Source organism: Algibacter sp. (assembly GCF_049667265.1).
In the GTDB taxonomy this organism is placed as follows: domain Bacteria; phylum Bacteroidota; class Bacteroidia; order Flavobacteriales; family Flavobacteriaceae; genus Algibacter_B.
Window position 1 is genome coordinate 1 of record NZ_JBATHX010000361.1, and the last position, 2,856, is coordinate 2,856.

Here is a 2,856-nt window from a genome sequence, read left to right on the forward strand (position 1 = left end):
GGCTAACACCGTGTATAATTAATTGCTTTGGTCGTTGCTTATTTGGAAAATTCCTTCGGAATTTTCTCGCGTTCGTATTTGTTTACTAAATTAGTTGCTTAAACACGCAACTAACCATACACAAACACCTAGCCAATTAGGAAAAACACTATCAGAATTATAAGTAGATTAAAGATGAAAACAAAAATATACCTTTTGGCAATTCTATCAATTGGAATTTTATTTAGCTGTAATCAAAACACAAAGAAAAAAAACCAAATAGTAAAAAAAACTGATAATCCTCTCATTGGAAAATGGGTTAGAATTGGACATACTGGTCCGATTAGTTTTGATTTTAAAGACAATGGATTAGTTGAAGGAGACTTTGGAAATGACCAAACAATAGATGTAATTGCTAAATATGAAATTCAGAATGATACAATCAGGTTTTTAGATAAACAACGGCAAATGTGCAAAGGCTATGGACAATATAAAATTTATCAAACAGAATATTATCTAGCATTCGACTTGATTGATGATAATTGTGGAGGAAGAATAAAAACAACTATGGGTTTTTGGACTAAACCAAATTTCAAGGACTTTATCACTAAACTTGACAAGGAAATATCTGACTCACCAAAACCAGAATTATTATTAAATAGAGCGCGAATTTATATGGCAGTAGCTAAATCCAATCAAGCTAAAAAAGACTTTGATAGTTTTATTTTGAATGATACTACAAATGCGAGAGTTTATATAAATAGAGCAGGAACAAGATTTCCAAATGACATGAACGGAGTATTACTTGATTGTAACCAAGCTATAACTATAGAACCAAATAATAAGAACGCGTATTTTCTTCGTGGTTTAGCTAGATATGATTTGGGCGAACAAGAACAAGGATGCGAAGATTTTAAAAAAGCAATTGAATTAGGCTTTTCCATTTTGAAAATTGCTGAACAAGAAAAGTGTTCTGAATTTTGGAATGAAGAGTAGAAGAAAATAATAACTGGCTATAACAACGTGTATAATTAATTGCTTTGGCAAGTGATTATTTGGAAAATTCAGAAGGAATTTTCTCGCGTTCGTGTTTGTTTATTAAATTAGTTGCTGACACACGCAACTAACCATACACAAGACCGTTGGCAACAAGCTTATAACTAACTAATACTAATTACAATGTCCTTTTTAAACTTCAAAAGAAAACAACTCTCTCATAAAACAATTTTATACCTCTTTACAATAGCAATATTAAGTTCTTGCAAATCAAAAAATACTAAAACAGAAACCGATTGGTTCTATTTATTTAATGGAAAAAACCTCGATGGCTGGGTAGCAAAACTTAATCACCATAATGTTGGCGATAATTACGCTAATACCTTTAGAGTGGTTAACGACGTATTACAAGTAAATTACGATGGGTACTCTGAATTTGGAGAACGCTTTGGCCATATCTATTACGAAAAACCATTTTCATCATATCACCTAAAATTCGAATATAGATTTACAGATCAATGGATGAATGAGGCCTCCAAATATACATATAGAAACAGTGGTGTTATGATACATTCTCAAGATCCAAAAACTATTTTAAAAGACCAAAACTGGCCCATTTCAATTGAATACCAAATATTAGCAGAACGCGAAAAAGGCGAACCAAGACCTACCGGTAACATGTGCTCTCCTGGTACAGAAGTGTTTTTTAAAGGAGAAATGGACCCGCACCATTGTATATCTTCTAGTTCCAAAACTTATAAATGGGATGAGTGGGTTTCTGGAGAAGTAATTGTTTATCAAGATTCAATAATTAAACATATAGTAGAGGGGGATACGGTACTTGAATATACAAAACCACAGATTGGGGGAAAAATAGTAAAAGGTTACGATCCAAATATTAAAATTGATGGAAAACTACTAAAGGAAGGCTATATTGCTTTACAAGCAGAAGGTCAAGGTATTGAGTTTAGAGAGATCAAAATTAAAAATCTTAAATAAAAAACATGAAAGCTAAATTCTTTATGCCATTGGTGAAATTCAACCTTTTATTAATAGTAACGCTTTTTATAGTCTCTTGTAATAACCAAGAATCTAATCCAGATTTTAAAATATCGCTTGCTCAATGGTCACTACATAGAGCCTTTAAAACCTCTAGCCTAGACCCGATAGATTTTCCTGAAATTGCGGCTAATTACGGTATTTATTCTATTGAACTTGTAAATAGTTTTTACAAAACAAAAGCAAACGATAAAGCTTATTGGGAAGTCTTTAAACAAAAATGTAATGATGCTAATGTAAATGTTGGTTTGATAATGTGCGATCGTTTAGGGAATCTTGGAGATGCCGATACAGAAGAACGTATAAAAGCTATTGAAAACCATTATGCTTGGGTAGATATTGCTAAATTTTTGGGAGCGCACTCTATTCGTGTAAATGCAGCAGGAAAAGGTAATGCTGATAAAGTAGCCAAACATGCTATTGACGGACTCTCTAAACTAGGTACATATGCGGCGACGAAAGGTATTAATGTAATTGTAGAAAATCATGGAGGATATTCATCTAATGGTTTATGGCTAGCAAGTGTAATGAAACGTGTTGATATGGATAATGTTGGTACACTACCCGACTTTGGAAATTTCTGCTTAAATCGCAAAGCCGATAAAACGTGTTTAGATGAATATGATCGATACAAAGGTTTAACAGAATTAATGCCTTATGCTAAAGGTGTTAGTGCAAAAGCCTATGGTTTTGATGAAGCCGGAAATGAAACCAAAATTGATTATTTAAGAATGATGAAAATTGTAAAAGAATCTGGTTTCAAAGGATACATTGGCGTTGAATATGAAGGACAAACACTTACTGAAGACGAAGGTATTAAAG

Annotated in this window: 3 protein-coding genes; all 3 read left to right on the forward strand. The window is 32.6% G+C overall.

Annotated features, from left to right (window positions below):
• The first annotated feature begins 174 nt into the window (after nucleotides 1–174).
• Nucleotides 175–975: a tetratricopeptide repeat protein gene (locus WBN21_RS12660; protein ID WP_424200833.1), complete on the forward strand. Its 801-nt coding sequence runs from the start codon at nucleotides 175–177 to the stop codon at nucleotides 973–975.
• Between the two features lie 183 nt (nucleotides 976–1,158).
• On the forward strand, nucleotides 1,159–1,974 hold the full coding sequence (locus WBN21_RS12665; RefSeq protein WP_424200835.1) for a 3-keto-disaccharide hydrolase: 816 nt from the start codon (nucleotides 1,159–1,161) through the stop codon (nucleotides 1,972–1,974).
• 5 nt (nucleotides 1,975–1,979) lie between these two features.
• Nucleotides 1,980–2,856, forward strand: an 877-nt coding sequence (locus tag WBN21_RS12670) for a sugar phosphate isomerase/epimerase family protein (RefSeq protein WP_424200837.1), incomplete at its 3' end; no start/stop codon positions are given.